This window comes from Nonomuraea sp. NPDC005501 (assembly GCF_040605905.1).
In the GTDB taxonomy this organism is placed as follows: domain Bacteria; phylum Actinomycetota; class Actinomycetes; order Streptosporangiales; family Streptosporangiaceae; genus Nonomuraea.
In genome coordinates this window covers 46,342-69,167 of record NZ_JBEXDT010000040.1, presented here as the reverse complement: position 1 = coordinate 69,167, position 22,826 = coordinate 46,342, and the positions used below count along the sequence as shown (strand labels likewise).

23 protein-coding genes and 1 riboswitch are annotated in these 22,826 nt (G+C 73.8%); of the genes, 13 read left to right on the top strand and 10 right to left on the bottom strand.

The window, feature by feature from the left end:
- The 3 genes from ABZS51_RS20755 to ABZS51_RS20745 form a co-directional block, all read left to right on the top strand.
- The coding region (locus tag ABZS51_RS20755; protein ID WP_355443289.1) for a hypothetical protein at positions 1–637 on the top strand (637 nt) is incomplete at its 5' end.
- A 73-nt stretch (positions 638–710) separates the two neighbouring features.
- A complete protein-coding gene (locus ABZS51_RS20750; protein WP_355443286.1) occupies positions 711–1,538 on the top strand; it encodes an MOSC N-terminal beta barrel domain-containing protein in 828 nt (275 codons plus the stop codon).
- Between the two features lie 83 nt (positions 1,539–1,621).
- On the top strand, positions 1,622–2,926 hold the full coding sequence (locus tag ABZS51_RS20745; protein ID WP_355443283.1) for an MFS transporter: 1,305 nt from the start codon (positions 1,622–1,624) through the stop codon (positions 2,924–2,926).
- A 54-nt stretch (positions 2,927–2,980) separates the two neighbouring features.
- Here ABZS51_RS20745 and ABZS51_RS20740 read toward each other — a convergent pair whose 3' ends face one another.
- Positions 2,981–4,516, bottom strand: a complete 1,536-nt coding sequence (locus tag ABZS51_RS20740) for a bifunctional 3'-5' exonuclease/DNA polymerase (protein WP_355443280.1) — start codon at positions 4,514–4,516, stop codon at positions 2,981–2,983.
- 56 nt (positions 4,517–4,572) lie between these two features.
- The gene (locus tag ABZS51_RS20735) at positions 4,573–6,081 is read right to left on the bottom strand and encodes a metallophosphoesterase (protein ID WP_355443277.1); all 1,509 of its coding nucleotides are present in this window, start codon (positions 6,079–6,081) and stop codon (positions 4,573–4,575) included.
- A 121-nt stretch (positions 6,082–6,202) separates the two neighbouring features.
- Here ABZS51_RS20735 and ABZS51_RS20730 point away from each other — a divergent pair, with 121 nt between their 5' ends.
- Complete coding sequence (locus ABZS51_RS20730) at positions 6,203–6,616, top strand: hypothetical protein (protein WP_355443274.1); 414 nt, start codon at positions 6,203–6,205, stop codon at positions 6,614–6,616.
- Between the two features lie 38 nt (positions 6,617–6,654).
- On the opposite strand, the gene ABZS51_RS20725 is transcribed toward ABZS51_RS20730, so the two are convergent.
- A complete protein-coding gene (locus tag ABZS51_RS20725; RefSeq protein ID WP_355443271.1) occupies positions 6,655–8,298 on the bottom strand; it encodes an FAD-binding oxidoreductase in 1,644 nt (547 codons plus the stop codon).
- A 16-nt stretch (positions 8,299–8,314) separates the two neighbouring features.
- Here ABZS51_RS20725 and ABZS51_RS20720 point away from each other — a divergent pair, with 16 nt between their 5' ends.
- From ABZS51_RS20720 to ABZS51_RS20705, 4 genes are all read left to right on the top strand, one after another.
- Positions 8,315–8,893 (top strand): helix-turn-helix domain-containing protein, encoded by a 579-nt coding sequence (locus ABZS51_RS20720; protein WP_355443268.1) that lies wholly within the window; start codon positions 8,315–8,317, stop codon positions 8,891–8,893.
- Positions 8,868–10,508, top strand: coding sequence for a glycerol-3-phosphate dehydrogenase/oxidase (locus ABZS51_RS20715; protein ID WP_355443265.1), 1,641 nt, complete (start codon positions 8,868–8,870; stop codon positions 10,506–10,508). Before ABZS51_RS20720 ends, ABZS51_RS20715 begins: the two co-directional genes overlap by 26 nt.
- 174 nt (positions 10,509–10,682) lie before the next feature.
- Entirely contained in the window at positions 10,683–11,552 is an 870-nt protein-coding gene (locus ABZS51_RS20710) for a sucrase ferredoxin (protein WP_355443262.1), read from the top strand.
- A 102-nt stretch (positions 11,553–11,654) separates the two neighbouring features.
- Positions 11,655–11,966, top strand: coding sequence for a WhiB family transcriptional regulator (locus ABZS51_RS20705; RefSeq protein WP_080036407.1), 312 nt, complete (start codon positions 11,655–11,657; stop codon positions 11,964–11,966).
- A 201-nt stretch (positions 11,967–12,167) separates the two neighbouring features.
- Here ABZS51_RS20705 and ABZS51_RS20700 read toward each other — a convergent pair whose 3' ends face one another.
- A complete protein-coding gene (locus ABZS51_RS20700) occupies positions 12,168–12,401 on the bottom strand; it encodes a DUF397 domain-containing protein (RefSeq protein ID WP_310716885.1) in 234 nt (77 codons plus the stop codon).
- A gap of 127 nt (positions 12,402–12,528) precedes the next feature.
- Positions 12,529–13,419: a helix-turn-helix transcriptional regulator gene (locus tag ABZS51_RS20695; protein WP_355443258.1), complete on the bottom strand. Its 891-nt coding sequence runs from the start codon at positions 13,417–13,419 to the stop codon at positions 12,529–12,531.
- Positions 13,420–13,551: 132 nt separating this feature from the next.
- Between ABZS51_RS20695 and ABZS51_RS20690 the strand changes: the two genes are divergently transcribed.
- Positions 13,552–14,022 (top strand): ATP-binding protein, encoded by a 471-nt coding sequence (locus tag ABZS51_RS20690; protein ID WP_355443255.1) that lies wholly within the window; start codon positions 13,552–13,554, stop codon positions 14,020–14,022.
- Positions 14,023–14,031: 9 nt separating this feature from the next.
- Here ABZS51_RS20690 and ABZS51_RS20685 read toward each other — a convergent pair whose 3' ends face one another.
- Positions 14,032–14,676 (bottom strand): phosphoribosyltransferase family protein, encoded by a 645-nt coding sequence (locus ABZS51_RS20685; protein WP_355443252.1) that lies wholly within the window; start codon positions 14,674–14,676, stop codon positions 14,032–14,034.
- A 52-nt stretch (positions 14,677–14,728) separates the two neighbouring features.
- On the bottom strand, positions 14,729–15,079 hold the full coding sequence (locus ABZS51_RS20680; RefSeq protein WP_355443249.1) for a DoxX family protein: 351 nt from the start codon (positions 15,077–15,079) through the stop codon (positions 14,729–14,731).
- Positions 15,080–15,194: 115 nt separating this feature from the next.
- On the opposite strand from ABZS51_RS20680, the gene ABZS51_RS20675 reads away from it, so the two are divergent.
- On the top strand, positions 15,195–16,112 hold the full coding sequence (locus ABZS51_RS20675; RefSeq protein ID WP_355443246.1) for a LysR family transcriptional regulator: 918 nt from the start codon (positions 15,195–15,197) through the stop codon (positions 16,110–16,112).
- Between the two features lie 9 nt (positions 16,113–16,121).
- On the opposite strand, the gene rsgA is transcribed toward ABZS51_RS20675, so the two are convergent.
- Positions 16,122–17,219: a ribosome small subunit-dependent GTPase A gene (rsgA, locus tag ABZS51_RS20670; RefSeq protein WP_355443244.1), complete on the bottom strand. Its 1,098-nt coding sequence runs from the start codon at positions 17,217–17,219 to the stop codon at positions 16,122–16,124.
- A gap of 375 nt (positions 17,220–17,594) precedes the next feature.
- Between rsgA and ABZS51_RS20665 the strand changes: the two genes are divergently transcribed.
- The 3 genes from ABZS51_RS20665 to ABZS51_RS20655 all read left to right on the top strand — a co-directional run bounded on the left by ABZS51_RS20665 (position 17,595) and on the right by ABZS51_RS20655 (position 20,382).
- Entirely contained in the window at positions 17,595–18,143 is a 549-nt protein-coding gene (locus ABZS51_RS20665; protein WP_310716938.1) for a sigma-70 family RNA polymerase sigma factor, read from the top strand.
- Entirely contained in the window at positions 18,140–18,865 is a 726-nt protein-coding gene (locus ABZS51_RS20660) for a zf-HC2 domain-containing protein (protein ID WP_310716872.1), read from the top strand. The genes ABZS51_RS20665 and ABZS51_RS20660 overlap by 4 nt, the downstream gene beginning before the upstream one ends.
- Before the next feature lie 164 nt (positions 18,866–19,029).
- Entirely contained in the window at positions 19,030–20,382 is a 1,353-nt protein-coding gene (locus tag ABZS51_RS20655; protein WP_355443241.1) for a CHRD domain-containing protein, read from the top strand.
- A 72-nt stretch (positions 20,383–20,454) separates the two neighbouring features.
- Here the strand turns inward: ABZS51_RS20655 and glyA are convergent, their stop codons facing one another.
- Positions 20,455–21,708, bottom strand: coding sequence for a serine hydroxymethyltransferase (gene glyA, locus ABZS51_RS20650; RefSeq protein WP_310716868.1), 1,254 nt, complete (start codon positions 21,706–21,708; stop codon positions 20,455–20,457).
- A 25-nt stretch (positions 21,709–21,733) separates the two neighbouring features.
- Positions 21,734–21,816, bottom strand: a riboswitch (ZMP/ZTP riboswitch).
- A gap of 27 nt (positions 21,817–21,843) precedes the next feature.
- Complete coding sequence (locus ABZS51_RS20645) at positions 21,844–22,824, bottom strand: YihY/virulence factor BrkB family protein (RefSeq protein ID WP_355443238.1); 981 nt, start codon at positions 22,822–22,824, stop codon at positions 21,844–21,846.
- Positions 22,825–22,826 lie beyond the last annotated feature (2 nt).

Below are 22,826 nucleotides of genomic sequence, written 5' to 3'. Positions count from 1 at the left end.
TGATGTCGCGCCAGACGTTGACGGCGAACTTCGTGGCCTCGTCGTGCGACAGCTCGGCGATGTGCCGGAAGTACGACTTGGGGTCCTCGAAGGCGCGCCGGGCTCCGGCACGGACTCGCCCGCGGGCACCCGGTCCTCGGCCGCGACCCCGGGCGCCGCCTCGGAGCCCGCCGCCACGGCGGCGCCGCTCCAGGCGGTGACCGTGCCGGAGGGCTACAAGGAGCACACGCCGCCCGGGTTCAAGGCGGCCGTGCCCACCGCGTGGAAGCCGGCCACGTCCGGGGACGGCACGACGTTCGCGGGGCCGAAGGACTCCGGCATGCGGATCGTGATCGAGCCGGCGCCGTCGCAGCCGGACGGCGGCCTGGCCGAGCTGGGCCGCGCCGAGTCGGACGGCGGCGTCGAAGGCTACATCCAGGTGCAGCTGCAGGCCACGCAGTTCCGCACGTGGAAGGCCGCGGACTGGGAGTACACGTACACGCGCTCCAACGGCGTCCCGATGCACGCGCTGACCCGGTACGTCACGATCGACGACAAGTCGGCGTTCAAGATCACCTTTGACATGCCCGAGCTGACCTGGGACGACCAGGCCCAGACCCGCAAGGTGTTCCTGGAGACCTTCCGCCCGACGTCCTGACGTTTCGCCCCCCACGAACGGCCCCCACGGGCGGCCCGGCGGGACGGCGCAGGCCGTGCGGTACGGTCACCGCATGAGGCTCGCGAGCATCCACTTCTACCCCGTGAAGTCCACCGGCGGGCACCAGGTGCGGCGGGCCGAGGTCGAGCCGTGGGGGCTGGCCGGCGACCGGCGTTACCTCGTCGTCGGCGAGGACGGCGAGATCCTGACGGGCCGTGTGCACGAGCGGCTGCTCGCCTGCGTGGCCGAGCTCGGCCCCGACGCGCTCACGCTGACCGGGCCGCACGCGCCGCCCCTGCGCGTGGTCCCGCCGCGCGGGACGGCCGGCGGCCGCGTCAGGGTGGTCATGGCGAAGATCCCCGTGGAGCTGTCCGACTGCGGCGACGAGGCGGCGGCGTGGCTGTCGGCGCTGATCGGGGTGCCCGCCCGGCTGGCCTGGCAGGACGACCCCACCCGCCGTCCCGTCGATCCCCTGTACGGCCGCCCCGAGGACCGTGTGAGCCTGGCCGACGCCTACCCGCTGCTGCTCACCACCACGGCCTCGCTGGACCAGCTCAACGACTGGATCGCGCGGACGGCCGCCGAGCGGGGCGAGGAGCCCCGGGCGCCGCTGTCGATGCGCCGCTTCCGGCCGAACGTGGTGATCGACGGCGTGCCCGAGCCGTTCGCGGAGGACACCTGGAAGCGGGTGCGGATCGGCGAGGTCGGCTTCCGGGTCAGCAAGGGCTGCGACCGGTGCGTGTTCACGACGATCGACCCGGTGACGCTCGTCCGGGGCAAGGAGCCCACGCGCACCCTCGCCCGCCACCGCCGCTGGGACGGCAAGGTCTGGTTCGGCGTCAACCTCATCCCGGACAACCGCGGCACCCTCACCCAGGGCGATCCGGTGACCCTCCTCTGACCTTTCCCGACATTGGAGCTGCGCACCGTAAAGGCGCCTTGTCCCCTTTAGGGGGATCTTGTGGGCTATGGGAGACTTCACAGGTGAGCAGCGCCCCCACGCAATCCCCGATCTCCCCCCAGGACGACATTCGCGGAATTCAGCGCCGTACCCTCGCCGTCCTGTCCGGCGCGCAGATCGTCGGCGGCGTGGGCGTGGCGGTCGGCCTGGCGCTGAGCTCGGTGGTGGTGGACGAGCTGTCCGGCTCGACGGTCGTCAGCGGCTTCGCGGGCACCGCGACCGTGCTCGGCGCGGCGCTGCTGGCGCTGCCGGCGGCCAGGGCGGCCGCGCGCGGCGGGAGGCGGGCGGGCCTGTCGCTGGCGTACGTGGCCGCGCTCGCCGGCTGCGTCCTGTCCGTCGCCGCCATCGCGATCCGCAACTGGCCGCTCCTGCTCGCCGGGCTCGTCCTCGTCGGCGGCGGCAGCGCGGGCAACCTGGCCGCCCGCTACTCCGCGACCGACCTGTCCCCCGACGGGCACGCCGCCCGGCACCTGTCGCTCGTGGTGTGGGCGGCCACGTTCGGCTCCGTCGCCGGCCCCAACCTGGCCAGGCCCGCCGACCAGATCGGCGTCGACGCGGGGCTGGCGGAGAAGGCCGGGCCGTTCGCGTTCGCGGCCCTCGCGTTCGCGCTGGCGCTCGTCATCGTGGTGGCCGGGCTGCGTCCCGACCCGCTCAAACTGGCCCGCGAGCGCGACGGCGCCCGCCCTGTCCCCGCCGGTCGCGTGCGGACGATCCGCCCGGCCTGGGAGACGCTGCGCTCCACCCCGATGGCCCGGCGGGCGCTCGTCATGGTCGCGGTCAGCCACACCGCGATGGTCTCGGTGATGTCGATGACCCCGGTCAAGCTCCACCACGACGGCTCGAACCTGGACGTCATCGGCCTGGTGATCAGCCTGCACATCGCCGGCATGTACGTCCTGTCACCCGTGGTGGGCTGGCTGTCCGACAAGGCGGGCAAGGTGCCGGTGCTGCTGCTCGGCATGTCGCTGCTGCTGAGCTCGGCGGCCCTGGCGGGCACGGCCGGGCACCGCGTGTGGCAGGTCACCACCGCGCTGGTCCTGCTCGGGCTGGGCTGGTCGTGCGGGCTGGTCGCCGGGTCGGCGCTGCTCAGCGAGTCGGTGCCGGTGGAGCGCCGGCCCGCCGTCCAGGGCCTGTCGGACCTGCTGATGAACGTCTGCGGCGCCACCGGCACGGTCGTGGCCGGCGCGATCGTGGGCGGGCTGTCGTACGGGACGCTCGGCCTGGTGGTGGGCGTGATGGTGACGCTGGCGGCGCTGTGGCTGGCCGTCGCCCACGCCCGGACGCGCCGCGGCGAGCCGGTGCCGGCCGTCCATGGCCGCGGCCGCTGAGTCCCTGGGGGACGGCGCGGGAGGAGCCCGCCAATCAGGGAGCCACCTGGTGGGTCACTTGGCGTCGGCGTAGGACGTGACCGCCACCGCCTCCATCGGGAAGCGCACCGGCGTGCGGCCGAACACCAGCCGCGTCGCCTCCGCCGCCGCCGCGGCCACCGCGTCGATCACCTCCTGGGCCTGCTCCAGGGGGCAGTGCACCATCACCTCGTCGTGCTGGAAGAACACCAGCCTGGCCGGGTCCGGCAGCAGCCCGCGCAGCACCGCCATGAGCGCGAGCGCCCACTCGGCGGCCGTGGCCTGGACCACGAAGTTGCGGGTGAACCGGCCGCGGTCGCGCGTGGCCCGGCCGCCCTCGGGGCCCGAGACGAGCCCGCGCCAGCGCTCCGACGGGGGCGGGCAGGTGCGGCCCAGCCAGGAGCGCACCAGCCGGCCCTCCTCGCCCGCCTTGGCGGCGTCCTCGACGAACTGGTAGGCGCGGGGGAAGCGCTGGCGCATCATGGCGAGCAGCTTGGGGGCGTCGCCGCTGGTGCCGCCGTACATCGCGGACAGCATCGCGATCTTCGCGTGGCCGCGGTCACCGCCGAACGCCTGGGCCAGCGCGGAGTACAGGTCGATCTCGCCCGCCGCCCTGGCGAGCCCCACGTCGCCGGCCATCGCGGCGAGCACCCGCGGCTCCAGCTGGGCGGCGTCGGCCACGACCAGGGTCCACCCCTCGTCGGCCACGACCACCCGCCGCATCACCTTGGGGATCTGCAGCGCCCCGCCGCCCGAGGTGGCCCACCGCCCGGACACCACGCCGCCCACCACGTACTCGGCACGGAACCGCCCGTCGCGCACCCACTGGTCGGCCCACGCCCAGCCGTGGAAGCTGTGCAGGCGGGCCAGCTCCTTGTAGGCGAGCAGCGGCGCGACGGCGGGATGGTCGACCTGCTTGAGCTCCCAGGAGCGGGTGCTCTTCAGCGCCACGCCCGCCCCCTTGAACGCCTTGACCAGCTGCTGCACCGAGTCGGGGTTGACCGGGTGGCCGAACGCCGCCGACACCTCGTCGGCCAGCGCCTGGAGCCGGGCGGGCCGCATCCCGTGGACGGGTCTCGGCCCGAGCAGGTCGGTCAGCAGCGCGTCGTGCACGTCGCGCCGCCACGGCATGCCGTCGTGGCCCATCTCCGCGGCGATGAGCGCGCCCGCCGACTCGGCGGCGACCAGCAGCCTGAAGCGGCCGGGGTCGGGCAGCGCCTCGATGCGGCGCAACTGGTCGGCCAGCACCTCGGCGACGGCGTCCGCGCCCAGCGGCTCGGGCGCGAACAGGGTGTCCGGCTCGCTCGGCCGCTCCTCGGGCACCGGAAGACCGTGCAGGCGGGCGTGGGCGGCGCGGGCGGAGCGCGGCTCGCCGTGGCGCCCCTCGAAGCCCAGCAGCAGCCCCTCGGTGAGGGCGAGGTCATGGCAGCGGGAGACGCGCACGCCGGCGCGCAGCAGCGGCGGGTAGTCCTCCCGGGCGTCGGCCCACACCCAGCGGGGCCGCTCCCGCTCCAGCTCCCGCACGGCCCCCGCGAGATCACCGGAGGAGCCCGGCCGATCGGAAGACCCCACAGGGAGCACCGCCTCCCCCGCCACCACCGCGTACACGCCCCCAGCGTGCCAGGCGCCTACGACAAAGCGATCCGGACCTCGTCCTCCAGGGGTGGCTCCAGTTCCTGGTCCAGGCAGCCGGTGGCGGCGAAGCAGCGGAGGGTGAGCGCGTCCGGCGTGACCGACATGTGCAGGAACTGCTTGAAGAACGGGGGCGTGTCCCAGTCGGACAGCTCCGACAGGTAGCGGTGGAAGACCCGGCCGACCGGCAGCCGCAGCGGCCACGGCCAGGACCCGAGCAGCCGCGCCGCCCACTTGACGCGCGGCGTGATCCGCACCGGCGACTCGATGGGCCGGACCGGGGTGTTGCCGATGCGCTCGGACATGACGCAGGCCGCCTCGGCCGGCGTGAGGTAGAGCCACTTCATGCGCAGCCGCCTGGCGTAGAGCTGGCTGTAGAACGACAGGGAGTCGCCGCGCAGCGGGTAGCACTTGAAGTCGTCCTCGTGGACGCCGGCGACGTCCACCCGGCCGATGGTGTGGGTGGCGTGCATGAACGCGCCCCCGCCGCCGGACACGACGTACTGGATGACCCGGTCGCCCACCCGGACGGGGTAGCGCTGGTAGTTGTGCACGTCGCCGCCGATGGCGGCCACGTAGCGGTGGCGGGGGTCGCGCACGATGTCGTCGATCGTGCCGCCGTCCTCCAACGGCGAGGGTTTGTACTCGTTACGGGTGTAGATCGGCTTGCCGGTGACGAGGATCTTGGGCCGGGGGTCCAGGGACACCTCGCGTAACCAGGCGGCCTGCCGCCGGTCGATGGCGCCGCTGATGCCGGTGTCGACGCCGACGACGAGCAGGCTCTCGCTCTCGATCGCCCAGTACGGGCCGGGCTGGGCGGCCGGGCCGGCGGCCTGCTGGGAGGGGCGCGAGCGCAGCTTGCGGGCTTCGGCCAGGCGGGACTCGTCGATGGTCTCGGGCCTGCGCCAGAGGAGCCCGCGCAGCCCTCCGCCGGCCGGGCCTGGCTTGAGCGGCGGCGCGTCGCAGAAGACCCGCATGAAGCCGCCGAGCCCGTCGTACCAGTCGTGGTTGCCGGGGATCGCGTAGATGGGGGCGTCGTAGTCCTGGTACGGGCGGAAGAACTTGTCCCTGTACTCGTTGCCCGATCCGGCCGGGTAGATGACGTCGCTGGCCACCACCGCGAACGACGTCCCCTGCCCTATCCGCAGCAGGCCGGGCACGACCGCGTACTGCGAGGCGTCGCCCTCGCCGGTGTCGCCGAGCAGGATGAAGTCGAAGGCGGCGCCCAGGCCGGGCCGGACGCGGAATCCGGGGTCGGCACCCTGGTCGAGCCGGCCGGTGACCCAGCGCTCCCGGACCTCTGGGGATGGGTCGCCGAACAGTCCGGCCAGGATCTCGTTGCGCGAGCGCCACAGTGTGCGCGGGTCCAGCCAGGTGAAGCCCTTCCGCTTGGGCCGCAGCCGGTCGAACGTGCCGATCCGGGAACAGGCCCAGCCTGCCCCTTCTTCGGACACCCGGGACGAGAGCTGCTTTCCGCGTTCGGCCGCCGCTTCCACCATGACCATATCTTTACCGTGATCTTTCCGGCGCGCATCCCGAACGCTCCGTGCCGCTCTCGACACGGAAGGTTCCCATGTGTAGCCTCACGCCCCAAGCAAGCGGTTGTCGGCCGCGGGAGGGGCTGCCATGGCCCGGAACGGTCCGGACGATACGACCCGGCGGGACACCTCGGAGGTGGCCGCCGTCGAAGGGCTGCTGGCGTTGGCGCACATGCGGTGGCGGTGGAGCCGGGCGCGGGTCCGCTGTGTCGTGGAGGCGGTCATGCGCAGCCGCGCGCTGGCCGCCGCGGACCCGGCCGCGCACACGGCGCTGCTGGTCCGCTCGCTGCGTTCGGCGGCCCGGGTGATGCTCGGGCGCGGGCGGCCCGGGGAGGCGCTGCCGTACGCGCTGGAGGCCGCCGCGCTGGCCCGCTCGCTGGGCGGCCCGGCGCTGGTGATGTGCCTGGGGACCCTGGCGGAGACGTACGAGGCGCTGCACCGGTACGGCGAGGCCGCGGCCACGGCGCGGGAGGCAGAGGCCGCCATCGACCCGCCCCCCTGAGCTGCCCGCTCCCACGCGAGCCGCCGCCGGAAGGCCGGTCAGGGCACCAGCGCGCCGGGGTTGAGCACTCCCTCCGGGTCCAGCCGCGCCTTGACGGCCCGCAGCACCTCGACGCCCACCGGCCCCAGCTCCCGCGCGTACGCCTCCAGGTGGTCGCGGCCGACGCCGTGGTGGTGCGACACAGTCCCGCCCGCCCCGGCGATCGCCTCCAGGGTGGCTCGCTTGGCCGTGGCCCACTGCTCCACCGGGTCGCCGTGCTGGGCGGTCACCACGGTGAAGTACAGCGACGCGCCGGTCTCGTACACGTGGGAGATGTGGCACATCACCAGCGGCGACCCGAGCGCGCCGAGCAGCGCCAGCCGCACCGCGTCGTACAGGCGGGGCAGCCCCGACCAGAAGCAGGCGGTCTCCAGCGTCTCCACGGTCGCGCCGGCGGCCAGCAGCGAGTCACGCAGGTACGGCGCCGAGTACCGGCCCCGCTCCCACGCCTGCCCCGGCTCCTCGCCGAGGGGCTCGCCGCCGTGCCGCGCGAGCACCGCCCCCGCCCCGGCCCGGACGGCGGCCACGGACGCGCCCTCGTAGCCGGCGATCACCAGGCAGCCCGACCCGCCTCCGCCCAGCGCGTCGGGCCGGGCCAGGCCGACCATGGTCTCGGTCTCGTCCGACAGCCGCAGCACCGTGGGCAGCGGCCCGTCCTGGGCGAGCGCGCGCAGCGCGGCGGCGCCCTCACGGAACGACGGGAAGCGCCAGCCCTCGTAGACCTTCTCGGCGGGCGCGGGGCGTACCCGCAGGCGCAGCGAGGTGATGACGCCGAACGCGCCCTCGGAGCCGAGGACGAGCTGCCGCAGGTCCGGCCCCGCCGCGGAGCGGGGCGCCCGGCCGAGCTCCAGTGTGCCGACGGGGGTGGCCACGGTCAGCCCGGCCACCATGTCGTCGAAGCGGCCGTAGCCGGCGGACGCCTGCCCGCTGGACCGGGCCGCCGCGAAGCCGCCGAGCGTGGCGTACTCGAACGACTGGGGGAAGTGGCCGAGCGTCATGCCGTGCGCGGCGAGCAGCCGCTCGGCCTCCGGCGCCCGGAGCCCGGGCTCCAGCTCGGCCACCCGCGATTCCGGGTCGAGGCCCACGAGCCGGTCCAGCCGCCCCAGGTCCAGCGCCACCACGCCCGCGAACGCCGCCCGCCCACCGGCCCCGTTCCCGGACGGGCCGGCTTCCGTGGTCGTGGGCCGACCGGCTTCCGTGGTCGTGGGCCGGCCGGCGGCGAGACCGCCCACGACCGAGGTGCCGCCGCCGAAGGGGACGACGGCGACGCGCTCGCGCGAGCACAGCTCCAGCAGGTCGGCCACCTCGGCGTGCGAGCCGGGCAGCACGACGGCGTCGGGCGCGTCGAGGGCGTCGCCGGCGCGCATGCGCAGCAGGTCGGGCGTCGACTTGCCGCGCGTGTGCCGGACCCGCGCCTCGTGGGAGGTGTGGACGTGCGCGGCGCCGGTGATCCCGGCCAGCGCCTCCAGCAGGCGGCTGTCGAGGGCGACGCCGGGCAGCCGCACCGACTCCAGCGGCACGGCCGGGGCGGCGGGCCCGCGCACGCCGAGCAGGTCGCGCAGCAGCTCGCGGACCGGGCCGGGCAGCTCGCGGGCGCGGGCGGGGTCGCCCCAGCCGGACCAGAGCATGGGTTCAGCGGACATGTCTACACTGTGACACATGACGTTGATCCGTCACAATGACGGCGTTCTGGACGCGGCGCGTGACTGCGTGCTGGCCTACGGGGTGCGGCGCACCACGCTCACCGACGTCGCCCGCCGGGCCGGCGTCTCGCGCATGACGCTCTACCGGCGCTGGCCGGACGTGCGGTCGCTGGTGGCCGACCTGATGACGCGCGAGTGGCTGCGGGCGGTGGAGGACCTGGACCTGTCCGACCCGGTGGCGGCCGTGGTGGAGGGGGTGCGGCGGCTGCGCGCCCACCCGCTCTGGGTCAAGATCGTCGAGGCCGACCCCGAGCTGCTCCTGCCGTACCTGCTGCACCGGAGGGGGGCCACCCACGACGCCGTCCTCGCCGTGCTCGAACGCGTCACCGGCGACCGGCGCGCGGCGCGGGCGGTCCTGCTGGTCGCCCAGTCATTCCTGATCTCCGCGCCCGCCATGACCGGCCCCGGCCCCGGCCCGGGCCGGGACGGCGGGGAGCCTGACGGAGACGGCGGCGCGGTGACCCTGGACGACCTCGACGCCGAGCTCGCGACCCTGCTGGAGGGATACCTTGGACAGCTCGCTCAACGCCCGTAGGAGAAGCCGGGAGCTGGCGCGGACCGCCGGGGAGACGGTGGACGTGCTCGTGGTGGGGCTCGGCGCCACGGGCGCGGGCGCGGCCCTGGACGCCGCCTCCCGGGGCCTGACGGTGGCGGCGGCCGACGCGCACGACCTGGCGTTCGGAACGTCCCGGTGGAGCTCCAAGCTGGTCCACGGCGGGCTGCGCTACCTGGCGAGGGGCGAGGTGGGAATCGCCTACGAGAGCGCCGTGGAGCGCGGCGTCCTGCTGCGGCACACGGCGCCGCACCTGGTGCGCGCGCACCCGTACGTGCTGCCCCTGACCCGCGACGTCTCGCGGGCCCGGGAGGCGGCCGTGATGGCGGGCTACCGGCTCGGCGACGGGCTGCGGGCCGCCGCCCGCACGCCCCGGCCGCTGCTCCCCGGCCCGTCGCGCCTGGACGCGCGGCGGACGCGCCGGCTCGCGCCGTTCCTGCGCCCGCAGGGCCTGCGCGGCGGGCTGCTGTCGTGGGACGGGCGGCTGCTCGACGACGCCCGCCTGGTGGTGGCCCTCGCGCGCACGGCCGCCGCGCACGGCGCCCGGATCCTGACCCGCTGCCGCGTCCTGGAGCTGACGGGCCGCGGAGCGCGGGCGCGGGACGAGCTGACCGGCGAGGAGTTCGAGATCCGCGCCAGGGCCGTGGTCAACGCGACGGGCGTGTGGGCGGGCGGGCTGGACCCGCGCGTGCGGCTGCGGCCGTCGCGGGGGACGCATCTGGTGTTCGCGCCGGGGACGCTGCCGGGGCTCACGGCGGGGCTGCACCTGCCGGTCCCGGGTGCCGGCAACCGGTTCGCGCTGCTGCTCCCCCAGGCCGACGGGCGCGCGTACCTGGGGCTCACGGACGAGCCCGTGGACGGGCCCGTTCCGGACGTGCCCGAGGCGCCCGAGGAGGACGTCACGACGCTGCTCGGCCTCCTCAACGCGGTTCTGGACGTCCGGCTGCCCCGGGAGGCCGTGGCGGGCGCCTACGCGGGCCTCAGGCCGCTCCTGGCGGCCGAAGGCGGCACGGCCGACCTGTCGCGCCGGCACGCCGTGCTGGGGGGCGAGAGGGGCAGGAGAGGCGGGCGTGGCGACGCGGTGGTCACCGTCGTGGGCGGCAAGCTGACCACGTACCGCCGGATGGCCGAGGACGCCGTGGACCGGGCGGTGTCCGTCGCGGGGCTGGACGCGGGGCCCTGCCTCACGACCCGCCTGCCTCTCATGGGCGCGAACCCGGCGCCGGGCACACCGGCCGCGCCGGGCACGGCGGGCGGACCCGGGGGCGGAGACGCGGGCCGGGGGGCGGACCAGGACCCGGAACGGCTTCCGGCGCGGCTGGTGGAGCGCTACGGCGGCGAGGCGGCGGCCGTGCTGCCGTACGCCCGCGCCCACCCGGAGGAGGTCGGGCAGGGCGTCACGGCGGGCGAGCTGCTCTGGTCGGCGCTGCACGAGGGAGCCCTCGACGAGGGGGACCTGCTGGACCGGCGCACCCGCATCGGCCTGGTCCCGGCCGACCGCGCCGCCGCCCTGCCCGCCGCCCGCGCCATGCTGGCCCGCGCCGCCGCCACCCTGGAGGCCGCCGGGGACGCCACCGGCACGCCGGACACCCCTTGACCGCCCGCAGCCTCCCTGAGGATGGCCCGACGCGAGCGGGCGACACGTCGGGCGGATCCCCCACATCCGGCGAGCCTTACCGTTAGGTTAGTCTTACCTAATCTCATGCAGGCTCGCAGAGGGGGAGCGTTGGCCAGGGGCTGCGAACATCCGGACGGATGCCACAGCGGAGCGGTGCCCACCTGGGCCAGCGCCACCGTGGGGGCCCGGCTGTGGCTGCTCGTCGAGCACTCCGGCCCGTGGCCCTCCCACCTGGAGAGCCTCGATCTCCCGGACGACGTCGCCCGGCTCGTCGAACGGGCCCTGGAGCGCGGCGTCAGGCCCCAGCTGATCCGGCGCCCGGGGCGGCGGACCCGATCGGCGGGGCAAGGGATGCGTGTGCTAGTCGCCTACGGCGCGGGCCCGCAACCGTGGCTGGCCTCGGGCGTCGTCGCAGGTCCTGACGATCTTGACCTCGACGCGCTGGTGGCCGGAGTGGTCCCGGAGTCCTGCATACTTGAACACGAGCCGGTATTTCTGGTCTGCACGCACGCCAAGCGCAATGCGTGTTGCGCCCGCATTGGACTACCCCTCGCTCGTGACCTGGCCACCAGGTGGCCGGACAGAATATGGGAAACGTCACACGTTGGCGGCGATCGTTACGCCGCCAACCTCGTGTGCTTGCCACACGGAATTTTCTACGGCAGCATGTCTCAGGCTGCTGCGATCGCAGCGGCTAACGCGTACCGGTCGGGCGAGATCATTCTCGACCGCTACCGGGGACGCGCAGGCATCCCTGAGCCATTGCAAGCCGTCGAGCACTTCGCCCGAGCCCATACGGGAGAGTGCTCTGTCGGCGCAGTGGCCGTGGAATCCTCCAGGTCGGACGGCGACGTCACCGAGGCCCTCGTGAGCTGCGGCGACGTCCGGTTCCGGGTTGTGGTCAAGCCCTCGGCGTTCCGAGCGCCGTGTGGCACGGCTTGCGCCGACACGATCACCACCTACCGGCTGGTTTCGCTGGACAGGCTCTCGCCTGTGCGGTATGCCACGCCGGCGCTTACCTGACTCATGGGAACATCACGGCCCCTCCTTGCGTTGGAACAGTGACGCCGAAAGCGTCCAATGCGGCTCAATTACCGAAATACCTCTCACGAAGGTGGTTTTCTCATGTCTCAGGTACGTCGGCAGCTCGCCCGCCCGCGCCCCAGCTGGGGTTGGCAGGATGATGCCGCGTGCCGGGGTGAGGACCTCGTGCTCTTCTTCGGCCCCGACGGAGAGCGCCAGCCCGAGCGTGACGTACGTGAGCGGAAGGCCAAGGCGATCTGCGCGCAGTGCCCCGTCCGCAACGAGTGCCTGGACTACGCGCTCTCGCGCCCGGAGAAGTACGGCACGTGGGGCGGCCTCAACGAGGACGAGCGCGCCTCCGAGCGTCGCCGTCGCATGCGCCGCGCCGCCAGCGCCGGCATCTCCGCCGCCTGACCCGCCCGGCCGTCACGAGCACCGTGTGATCCCGCAGTTGTCCCGATGAACCGGGGCCCGGCCCGCCAGGTCCAGGCCCCGGCGAACCCGGTCGGGACAACTGCATGATCAGGCGCGAATCTCAACCCGAGCACGCGAAAGAGCCCGGCGCCTTCCCTCGGCGCCGGGCTCTCGTCGTTCGTCGATCCCCGTTCGAGCGGATCAGACGATCAGGTCGTCGAACTCCCCGTCCTTGGCCCCCAGGACGAACGCGGTGATCTCGGCGCGCGTGTAGACGAGCGCGGGATCGTCGGGAAAGCGCGAGTTGCGCATCGCGATCTCCCCCGTGGGCAGGGTGGCCACCTCGACGCAGTTGCCGTTGGGGTTGCTCCGCCTGCTCTTCCGCCACACGACGGGGAGGTGGCCGGCGGGCGTTCCGTTGCGGAACCCATGCATGGAAGAAGCTCCTCGCTTGCAAATGCACGTGCATCCGTGCTTTGCGAGCAGAGATTACGGCAGCGCGAGACCGGCCATACCCCTGATGGCCAAATTTCCCCCTATGGGGTGGGTCACAGGCGCGCGGTCACAGCGACGAGCGCAGTCCCTCCAGGAACTTCCTGCTCCGGGCCGGGGACTCCGCCTGGATGCTCAGCCGGTCCATCACCCGCATGTAGTGCTCGGCCTCGGCGGGCTTGTCGAGGTAGAGGGCGCTGGTGAGCTGCTCCATGTAGACGACGTCGGGCAGGTCCCGCTCGGGGAAGCGCAGGATGCTGAACGGCCCGCCGGCCGCCGCGTGACCGCCCCGCTCGAACGGCATCACCTGCACGGTCACGTTGCGCAGGTCGGTCATCGCCAGCAGGTGGTCGATCTGCTCGCGCATGACCTCGGGGCCGCCGAGCGTGCGCCGGACGACCGCCTCGTCGATCACCGCCCACAGCGTGACCGCGTCCTCGCCCGTCAGTCTCCGCTGCCGCGTGGTGCGCAGGCTCACCCGCCGCTCGATCTCGTCCTCCGGCGCGACGTCGTGGACGAGCCTGATGACCGCGCGGGCGTAGCCGGGGGCCTGGAGCAGGCCGGGCACGAACTGGTTCTCGTACGTCCTGATGACCGAGGCCGCGCCTTCGAGACCGATGTACACCTCGAACCAGGCGGGCAGCAGGTCGCCGTACTTGTGCCACCAGCCCTGGGCGTTGGCCTGCCGGGCGAGGCTCAGCAGCGGGGCGCGCTCGGCCTCCTCGGTGACCCCGTACAGGGTGAGCAGGTCGGCCACGTCGCGTGCCTTGAAGCTGACCTGCCCCAGCTCCAGCCGGCTGATCTTGGCGTGCGAGGCGCGAATCGCGTATCCGGCGGCCTCCCGCGAGATACCCTTCTCCGTGCGGAGCCTGCGCAGCTGGCTGCCCAGCAGGATCCGCAGGACCGTCGGGCTTCCCGGCGTGAAGCCGAGGACGCTCCCTTCCGCGCTTGGTGCGCTCACGCCACCGCTCCTAGATCATCTGCACGTGCAAATGCGATTTGCATCCGTAAACGGCGAAAAGTCTTGCATCGGAAAGCGCATGCCGTAAAGATGGCTGTGGATCATTTAACAGACCGCGCTTCGGGGGCCACGATGACGACTTTCGACGCTCGGCCGCAAGCCCCCGTCGTAGGTGCCCGGCCGCCGGAATGGCTGTCCTCCGTCCTGCTGGGCGGACGGCCCACTCCCCGCGACGCGATCTTCCCCTTCCACGGGCTGATGGAGCCCGCGTGCGTGTCCTCCGCCCGGCGCTTCGTCGACCACACGCTGGCCGCCTGGGGGTCGGACGGCGTGGCCTTCGAGGCGCAGCTCGTGGTGTCCGAGCTGGTGACCAACGCCATGCGGCACGGCGGCGGCATCGACGAGGTCCGCCTGCTCGGCTACGGCACCGAGGTGGCGTGCGTGGTCACCGACCGCTGCCTGGCCGCGCCGGTGGCCGCCTCCCCCGACCTGTTCGCCGAGTTCGGGCGCGGGCTGCGGCTGGTCGAGGCGATCTCCACCACGTGGGGCTGGGTCGTCTCCAGCGCCCGTCGCAAGCTCGTCTGGGCCGTCCTCGCCGCCTGACTTGCCGGGCTAGGGGCTCGGCTCTCCCCTCCCCCTCGCCAGCAGCTCCAGGACGTCGGCGTCGCTGAGCTGGTCGAAGTGGACGTACCACTGGCCGACCGCGCGGAAGTCGGCGGGCATCTCGAGCACCACCACGTCGTCGGCCTCCCCGCGCAGCGCCCGCACCGTCTCGCGGGCCCCGACCGGCACCGCCAGCGTCACCCTGGCCGGCCCCGCCCGGTTCACGGCCCGCAGCGCCGCCCGCGCCGTGCCGCCGGTCGCCAGGCCGTCGTCGACCACGACCACCTCGCGGCCCGCCAGCCCGGGCAGCGGCCGCTCGCCCCGGTAGACCCGTACCCGGCGGGCCAGCTCCCGCCGCTCCTGCTCGACCACGGCCGCCACGGACGACGGCCGCAGCCCGAGCCGCGTGAGCAGCGGCAGGTCCAGCACCGGCTCGCCGCCCTCGGCTATCGCGCCGACGCCCAGCTCCGGCATCGGCGGATAGCCGATCTTGCGGGTGACGAGCACGTCGAGCACGCCGCCCAGCCGCCGCGCGACGGGCAGCGCCACGGCGACGCCTCCCCGGGGCAGGGCCAGGACCACGGGGTCGCGGAGGTGGAGCAGCCGCCCGGCCAGCAGCTCACCGGCCTCGGCCCGGTCGGCGAACACATCCATGCCCTGGTCCTACCCGCCCCGCCCCGCTCCCCCGCCCGTTCGCCATGACGGGTCATCGCGCGACGCCGAGGACGAGGGAGGCGACGGCCAGCCCCAGAAATCCGGCGGGGACCGCGATCGTGCCGTACACGCGGGTGCGGACGTGCGCGACGACAGCGCCCGTGAAGAACAGGACGAGCCCGGCCGCCGCGGCGACGCCGACGAGCGGGACACCCAGGAGCCCGAGCGACAGCCCGGCCGCCCCTGCGGCCTTGAGCGCCCCGAGCATCGGGATCCAGGAGCGCGGGACGCCCACCGCGGCCGAGTTGGCGAGGACGAACCCCGCCCGCGCGAAGTCGGCGATCGCCACCCCGGCGTTGGCCGCGATCGTGAGGACGGTGACGACGACGTGCACAAGGGACATGGAGCTCGGCTTCCTACGGGGACGGACGTCGGGCGGCCGCCGCCGCTCGCTGGCTCGCCCAGCCTCGCCGAGCCCTCTCCCGGCCGTCCAATACCGGCGTCTATAACCTGGCGGCATGGACGTCGACACCCGGTTGTTGCGGTACTTCGCCGCCGTGGCGGAGGAAGGCAGCCTCACCCGCGCCGCGGAGCGGCTGTACGTGTCCCAGCCGGCGCTGACCCGGCAGATCAGGCAGCTGGAGACCCAGCTCGGAGTGCGGCTGTTCGCGCGCTCCCGGTCCGGCATGGAGCTGACCGAGCCGGGCCGGACCCTGGCCGGGCGGGTGCCCGCTCTGCTGTCCGGGTGGGACGACGCGCTGCGGGAGACCAGGGCCACGTCCGCCCGGGCCGCCCGCCTGCTGCGGATCGGCTTCCTGGCCAGCGCCGCGAACGAGATCACCCAGAGCATCGTCGCGGACTTCGCCCGCCGCCGGCCCGGCTGGAAGGCCGACATGCGGCAGGCGGCGTGGTCGGACCCGACGGCCGGGCTCGCCGGGGGCGACGTCGAGGCCGCCCTGCTGCGGCTGCCGTTCCCCGGCCAGGACACCCTGCGCGTGGAGGTGCTGTTCTCCGAGCCCCGCTGGGTCGCGCTGCCCTCGGACCATCCGCTGGCCGCGCGTGAGCGGATCGCCTTCCGGGACCTGTGGGAGGAGCCGTTCGTGGCGGCCCCGTCCGAGACGGGCGGGTGGCGGGACTACTGGCTGGCCGCCGACGAACGCGAGGGCCGCCCCGTCCGCGTCGGCGCGGTCACCGACCAGCCCGACGAGTGGCTCAGCGCCATCGCCAACGGCTACGGCGTCGCCCTGGCCCCCGAGTCCGCCGCCCGGTTCTACACCCGCCCGGGTGTCACGTACCGGCCGGTCACCGGTGTCGCGCCGAGCGGGGTGGGCGTCGCGTGGACTCCCGCCGGCGACGCCGATCCCGTCGTCCGGGACTTCGTCCGCGCCTGCCTGGACAACAGGCCGCCCAGGCAGGACGGCGAGATCACCGCCTGATCGCGGCCGTCAGGGACGGGCGCGCCCGGAGCGGCGCATCTCCTTGTGGATGATCTTCCACCGGTTCTGCTGCTCCTTGCGGAGCCGGGCGTCGGTGCGGCCCGCCATCCAGGCCGCCTCCCGCTGGAGCTTGCGCCAGCTGGTCAGCCGCCGCTCCGGCAGGTCGCCGCTCTCGACGGCAGCCGTCACCGCGCAGCCCGGCTCCGCCTCGTGCCCGCAGTCGCCGAACCGGCACTGCTGTGCCAGCTCGTCGATGTCCGAGAACACCAGGTCGACGCCCTCGTTCATGTCGTACAGGCCGACCCGCCGGATGCCGGGCGTGTCGATGACGAGGCCGCCGCCGGGCAGCGGGATCAGCTCCCGGTGGACCGTCGTGTGGCGGCCCCGCCCGTCGCCGGCGCGGACGAGCTGCGTCTCCATGACGCCGTCGCCGGCGAGCGCGTTGACCAGCGTGGACTTGCCGGCGCCGGACGGGCCGAGCACGACGGCGGTACGCGAGCCCTCCAGGTACGCGCCCACCAGGTCGACGCCCTCCCCGCGCAGCGAGGAGACGGCGTGCACGTCGACGCCCGGCGCGGCGGCGTGCACGTCGGCGAGCAGGTCGTCGAGGCCCTGGTCGAACAGGTCGGCCTTGGTGACGAGCACCACGGGCGTGCCGCCCGACTCCCAGGCCAGCGCGACGAGCCGCTCGATGCGGCCGAGGTCGGCGAAGTCGGTGGAGTGCATGGACGGCTCGGCGACGAACACGATGTCCACGTTGGCGGCCAGCACCTGGCCCTGGCCGTCGCCGGACAGGCCGCCCCGCGAGTCACGGCTGACGCCGCCGCGCACGAACGCCGTGGTGCGCGGCAGCACGGCGTCCAGCTCGTAGCGGCCCTCGGGCAGGGCGCGGAGCGCGGCCCAGTCGCCGACGCACGGCAGCGCGACGGGGTCCTCTGCCGAGGCCCGGCGCACCCGCGCGGAGTAGCGGGCGTGGTGCTGGCCGTCCTCGGTGATCACCTCGGCGGCGCCGCGGTCCACGCGGGAGACCCGCCCGGGGACGGCGCCGGAAGGAAGCTCGGCGGCGCGGGACGCGGTCCAGCCGAGCAGGGAAAGGTCGAACGACAACGCAGTGATTCCTCTGCTGAGAAGGGAGACCGGGTGGCTCAGGCAGGCACCCGGAGGTGAACGGCACGCAAGCGGAACAGGACAATCCGCATGGTCTCCACCTCCTGTCTCGCACTCTTCTCGCGCCACGGCCGCGCTCTCGCGCTCCGTGGGATCACTCCATGGTCACCGCGGCGCGCGGCGACGGCGACGCCCCGGTGCCGGGCCGTCGCGCAGACTCTACGCATCCCGCCACGAAGGACGCAATCCCATTTTTCTCGGCGTGTCGTTGAACCCTGCCCGGAGCCCTGGCCGTACTTCCTGCCGACGACTCGAGAAAGGGGAATGATGCGGACCAGCACGTATCCCCCACCCTCGACCGAGGGGGCCGGCCTCATGGGCAAGCCGCGGTTGAGCCAATGGATCAGGCGCGTCCGGCCCGATGACGACCTGGTCGTCTCGGCTCTCTATCGGGAGTACCACGGGCCGCTCCTGGCGTTCGTGGTACGGCTGACGGCGGGCGACCGGCAGTGGGCAGAGGACGTCGTACAGGAGACCATGATCCGCGCCTGGCGGAGCGCGGAGCGGCTGGATCCGGCGTCGGTCTCGTTGATGCCCTGGCTCGCGACCGTGGCCCGACGTATCGTCATCGATGACCGGCGGCGCAGGGACGCCCGCCCCCAGGAGTCGGGCGACGGGCCGCTGGAGAGCGTGCCCGTGCCCGACGAGATGGAGGGACTGCTGCACCAGGTGCTCGTGTCAGACGCGCTGAGGGCGCTGTCGCCGGCGCACCGCGAGATCCTCAATGAGACGATCCTGCGGGACCGGTCGGTGAACGACGCCGCCGAGGCCCTCGGGATCCCCGTGGGCACGGTGAAGTCCCGGGTGTACTACGCCGTACGCGCCCTGCGCGTCGCACTGGAGGAGAGGGGGGTGACGGCGTGACGTCGCAGGTGGAGCACACCGATGTGGGCGCCTACGCCCTCGGCCTGCTGGACGACGACGACAAGGCCGCCTTCGAGGAGCACCTGGCCACCTGCCCGCCGTGCGCGGCAGAGCTCGCCGACCTGTCGGGGGTGGCGGGCGCGCTCGTCGGCATCGGCCCGCTGGACGACCTCGGCCCGCCGCCGTCGCGCGGCGAGGCCGAGGTCGTCGATCTGATGCGGCGCAAGCGGACGGCCGACCGCCGTGCGCGCAGGGGCACGATCGTGATCGGCCTGGCCGCCGCGGTGACGCTGGTCGCCGGCGGCCTGACCGTCGGCACCCAGCTCGGCGACCCGGGCGCCGCGCCGCCACCCGCGGCGGCCGGGCACCACGACCATCTGGGTCCGGCGGAGCAGTTCTACGCCGACGGCACCCCCGTGGCCGGCACCGGCGCCCGCGGCGTCACCGGCGGCCTGGTGATCGAGTCGAAGGCGTGGGGCACCCACGCGGCGCTCAAGCTGTCGGGCGTGAAGGGCCCGCTGGAGTGCGAGCTGGTGTCGGTGTCGAAGTCCGGGGAGCGGCGGGTCATGACGGGATGGGCGGTTCCAGCCGCCGGTTACGGGGTCCCGGGGCAGCCGGATCCGCTGTACACGCACGGCGGCAGTCCGTACCCCCTGGAACAGATCGACCATTTCGAGGTGGTCACCACGAAGGGCGAGAAACTGCTCACCGTGAACGTCTGACCTCGCGCCGGATGCCCTCTCACCTGCGGTGGGAGGGCATTTCCATGCCCTCTTCCCCCTGGTGGCAACCGGTACTTCTACGCATTCACGGGTTGAACCTCCGCCGGTCCGGGTCCCGTACTGCCTGCCGTACCGAACCGAACGCCCGAATGCAGAGGTTTGTCATGCCCAGTTCCCAGGACGCCCGCACCGGCGCCGCACTCGCCATCGGCCTGCTGGCCGCCGCCCTCGCCCCCACCGCCGTCCCGGCCGCCGCCGACGCCCGGCCCGCCCAGCGGGCGATCGTGCCCGCCGCCCCGTCCCGCGCCGATGCCGGTGACGTCTTCCTGGCCGCCGGTCTGCGCGGCGCCAACGAGGTGGGCGTCCGGGGCGACGCCGACGGCCGCGCGACCGTCGTGCTGCGCGTCAGCGGCGACCGGGTCGCCTTCGCGATCCGCTGGAACGGGATCGGCGCCCCCACCGCGGCCCACGTCCACCTCGGCGCGCGGGGCGCGAACGGCGACGTGCGGCTGGAGTTCCTCACCAAGCCGCTGCCCGGCGGCGTGCTCGGCGTCAGCGGCTCCGTCGAGGCCGATCCCGAGCTGGTCCGGGCGCTCGTCGAGGACCCGGGCGGCTTCTACGCCAACGTCCACGACGCCCGCCACCCGAAGGGCGCGGTGCGCGGCCAGTTCCACCGGGTGGGCCCCGTCGATCTCGACGGGGTGCTCCAGGGCAGCAACCGCGCGACCCTGAGCTCGCGCGCGGACGGCGGGCAGGAGGTTCAGGCGAAGGACGGCAAGAAGCGGGGTGACAAGGACGGACGCGCCGTGTGGTGGCTGCGCCCGCACGGCTCGGCCATCGGCTACACCGCGATCTGGTCGGGGCTCGCCCCGGTGACGAACGGCCACGTCCACAAGGGCGTGCCCGGCGAGAACGGCGCCGTCGTGGCCGACCTGTTCGCCGCCCCGAAGGGGTTGCCGGCCGGCATCACCGGCGTGGCGGGCGAGGCCAGGGTGCCGGCCGCCGTGGTCAAGCGCATCGCCGCCCACCCGGGCCGGTACTACAGCAACCTGCACACCACCGAGTTCGGCGGCGGGGCGGTGCGCGGCCGGCTGTCCGGCAAGCCGTTCGGCCACCCGCGCGCGCTGACCGCCGACGTGCTGCGCGGCTCCCAGATCTACGCCTGCGCCGAGCAGCCGGGCGGCGGGTACGCCTTCACCCAGGAGGGCGTGGACGCCCGGTTGCGGCGCGGCATCGCGCACTCCTTCGTCACCCCGGCCGCCGGCCCGCCGCAGTGGATCGCTCCGGACGGCAGCGCGGTGCGCGGCAAGGTCGTCACCAAGACCCCCAACGGCGAGCGGGCCATCCCGGAGCTGGTGCTGGCCGCCACCCCGGCGGGCGCGAAGGGCGGCCTGCTGTCGGGCGTCACCCAGGTGCTGCGGCTCAACACCGAGGGCGGCGTCGCACCGGCTGGCTCGTGCAGGCCGGGACGGAAGGCGCGCGTCCCGTACCGGGCCGACTACCTCTTCCTGGGCTGACCCCGCGGGGAGAGACGGCGGCCCCGTCCCGGACCACAGGGTCCGGGACGGGGCCGCCGGCGTCGGTGCGGACTAGGACAGGCCCGGGGCCGGGAACTGGGCGGTCAGCTCGCTGACCTCCTGGTGGACGCGCGCGATGACGTCCTCGGCGTCGCCCTTGGCCAGGGCCGTGACGACCTCGTCGATCCAGGCGCCGATCTGCCGCATCTCCGCCTCGCCCATGCCGCGCGAGGTGACCGACGGGGTGCCGATGCGGATGCCGGACGGGTCGAACGGCTTGCGGGTGTCGAACGGGACCGTGTTGTAGTTGGTCTCCAGACCGGCCCGGTCGAGCGCCTGCGCGGCGGGCTTGCCGCCGATGCCCTTGGGCGTGAGGTCGAGCAGGATCAGGTGGTTGTCGGTGCCGCCCGAGACGAGGTCGAAGCCGCGGCTGCCGAGCTCCTCGGCGAGCGCCTTGGCGTTGGCGACGACCTGGTGGGCGTACGCCTTGAAGTCGTCGGTCGAGGCCTCGTGCAGGGCGACGGCGATGGCGGCGGTGGTGTGGTTGTGCGGTCCGCCCTGCAGGCCCGGGAAGACGGCCTTGTTGAGGGCCGTGGCGTGCTCGTCGCTCGACGCCATGAGCATGGCGCCGCGCGGGCCGCGCAGCGTCTTGTGGGTGGTCGTGGAGATCACGTCGGCGTGGCCGACCGGCGACGGGTGCGCGCCGCCCGCGACGAGGCCGGCGATGTGCGCGATGTCGGCGGCCAGCACGGCGCCCACCTCGCGGGCGATGGAGGCGAAGCCCTCGAAGTCGATCGTGCGCGGGATGGCGGTGCCGCCGCAGAAGATGAGCTTCGGCCGGTGCTCCAGGGCCAGCTCGCGCACCTCGTCGAGGTCGACGCGACCGGTGTCCTTGCGCACGCCGTAGCGGACCGGGGTGAACCACTTGCCGGTGGCCGAGACCGACCAGCCGTGCGTGAGGTGGCCGCCGAACGGCAGGCCCATGCCCATGACGGTGTCGCCGGGCTGGGCGAAGGCGAGGTAGACGGCCAGGTTGGCCGGGGACCCGGAGTAGGGCTGCACGTTGGCGTGGTTGACGCCGAACAGCGACTTGGCCCGCTCGATCGCCAGGGTCTCGATCTGGTCGATGACCTGCTGGCCCTCGTAGTAGCGCTTGCCGGGGTAGCCCTCGGAGTACTTGTTGGTCAGGACGGTGCCCGTCGCCTCCAGGACGGCCTTGGAGACGTAGTTCTCGGAGGCGATCAGCTTGACGGTGTCGGCCTGGCGGCGCTCCTCGGCCTGGATCAGCTCGGCGATCCGCGGGTCGACGCTAGCGAGAGAACTCATGACTCTCCTGTCATCATTGACATCCGGCGAAGACCCAGGCGCACGGCCTCCGCTCCCTTCCGCTCCCCGGTGGTGAGTCCACCTCATGCGCCAGTCGCGACGTCTACAGACGATAGCGGACGTGGTGGTGTCGGCTCACTCGCGCGTGGTGACGGCGCCCCCTGCGACGACCGCCTCCTCCGGCCGGACCGCGCGCCCGGGGACCGGCCACAGCTTGTCCACCTCCGCGTTCAGGATGGCGCCGATGAGGACGGCCAGCGCCGTGATGTACAGCCACAGCAGCAGGGCGATGGGCGCGGCGAGCGAGCCGTACACGGAGACGGGCGAGAACCACGCGGCGAGCACGGCGCGCAGCACGGCGGCGCACACGATCCACAGGAACAGCGCCAGCACGGCCCCGGGCAGCTCCCGGTACCACTTCGTCCGCACCGGCACGCTCACGTGGTAGAGCACGGTCAGGAACAGCACCGACCCGATGACCACGACCGGCCAGTACAGCAGGTCGATGAGGACGGCGTACTGCCCCGGCAGCGCGTCCCTGAGGATGGTCGGCCCGATGACGAGGATCGGCATGACGACGATGGCGATGGCCAGGCCGACGACGTAGAGGCCGAACGACATCAGGCGCGTCCGGACGATCCCCCGCGTCTCTCCCAGCCCGTACGAGACCGAGATGAGGTCGACGTACACATACAGGGCACGCGATCCGGACCACAGGGACAGCAGGAAGCCCAGGGAGATGATGGACACCTTGCTGGCGTCGTCGCGCAGCACGTCGTTCATGAGCGGGTTGACGACGGTGTCGATCGTGTCCTTGGTGAACAGGATGCCGGACTGCTCGATCACCCACCGGCGCACCTGCTCGACCTTGTCCTGGCCGAGCCACGTGCCGAGCTTGCCGATCACGCCGATGACGCCGAGCACGAACGGGGGCAGCGACAGCAGGGCGAAGAACGCCGCCTCGCCCGCCAGCCCGGTCACCCGGTAGGCGACCCCGGCTTCGACGGCGTCGCGCACGATCGCCCACGCCTTCGTCCCGCGCATCCGGCCCAACCCGGCGCGGACGTCGGAGGCGATGCGCTTCCTCGCCCGCGTGGGCAGATCGGTGGACGTCATGA